Here is a 1,170-nt window from a genome sequence, read left to right on the forward strand (position 1 = left end):
AATTTCGCGCAACTCAACTTTGACACCCGAACACGCCAACGCGAGGCGGGCCCTGATTGCATACGGGCAGCGGCGGAACGTCCATAAGATAGGGTGATGAGCCATAGGAGGATTTATCTGCAACCCGCCGGTACGGTCAAACCCTTCCTCAATTGTCAAATCATAGCTTCTGCTGTCATGCCGCCAGGCCGGTCAAGCGGGCCACTGCTTCGCAAACATCGGACACGGTATCTGTTGGTTCAGGGGCAAACCGGTTTTCGTCGCCTTCACGGAACTTTCCGGTGCGCACCAGATACGCCTCTGCCAAGCCCGCAGCCAAAGCGCCGGCAATATCGCTTTCTGCATCATCACCGATCATAGCTGACTGCGCGGGAGCGGCGCCGGTGCTGGCAACGGCGGCTCTGAAAAATCCGGGATCCGGTTTGCCAAACAGTTGAGCCCGGATGCCGGTAGCGTATTCCAGCGCTTTGACAAAGCAGCCCGCATCAAGGCTTAACCGCCCATCCTCATCCTTGAAATTGCGGTTGTTTGCGAGCGCGATCAAGGGCGCCCCATTTTGCAACAATCTGTATGCCCGGTTCATATTTTCATAGGAAAACTCCTGGGCGGCATCGCCAACAATAACGGCGGGCGGTCCATTGCGGTCGCAGGCAAAAAACTCTTCCTCAAGCGCTGGGTGTACGAGCAAACGCGGGCTGTACCCTGTGCGCGAAAGCCAATCCAAACAGGCAGCGACAGGTGTAAATACCTCTTCCGGCTGAATCACGAATTTAAGGTCGCGCAGCTTGTCCATGATGCGGTGCTTTGGCTGCCGCGTACTATTGGTGAGGCATCTCACTTGCAGTCCGCTGGATCTCAACCGGGTAAGTGCCTCAGTGGCTCCGGGGATCGCCTCGGGCCCTTGGTAAAGAACTCCGGAGATATCAAGTAATACTGTTTGGATCATTCTCAAATTTTGCTGGAGCCTACACGAGGCGTCAACTTTGGCACCTTCCGCGCCACCCGAAACCGGTGGCATTAGGAACAGTATTCCATCCGCAGAGTTGCAGCAAATGTCGACTCTACCTGGGAACAGATGACTAGGGTCAGGATGCATTGAATTCCGCCGCGCCGCGTGATTCACGGCTCCACAAACGGAGCGGTAACATGAGCGATCTTTTCTGGCTGACC

The 1,170-nt window shown here is 55.8% G+C and carries 2 protein-coding genes; both read right to left on the reverse strand.

Translation table 11 applies throughout. From position 1 onward, the window contains the following. Positions 1 to 105: glutathione S-transferase N-terminal domain-containing protein (locus ACR0KW_RS24200; RefSeq protein WP_480807302.1), on the reverse strand; the 105-nt coding region annotated here is incomplete at its 3' end. Between the two features lie 70 nt (positions 106 to 175). Then, a complete protein-coding gene (locus ACR0KW_RS24205) occupies positions 176 to 1,096 on the reverse strand; it encodes a TIGR01458 family HAD-type hydrolase (protein WP_480807303.1) in 921 nt (306 codons plus the stop codon). Positions 1,097 to 1,170 lie beyond the last annotated feature (74 nt).

The sequence above is a fragment of the Ruegeria sp. CG11 genome, from assembly GCF_056537245.1.

Excerpts from the sequence above, each read along its gene's own strand:
- ACR0KW_RS24205 (WP_480807303.1), bottom strand. The coding sequence starts at position 1,096 with ATGCATCCTGACCCTAGTCATCTGTTCCCAGGTAGAGTCGACATTTGC.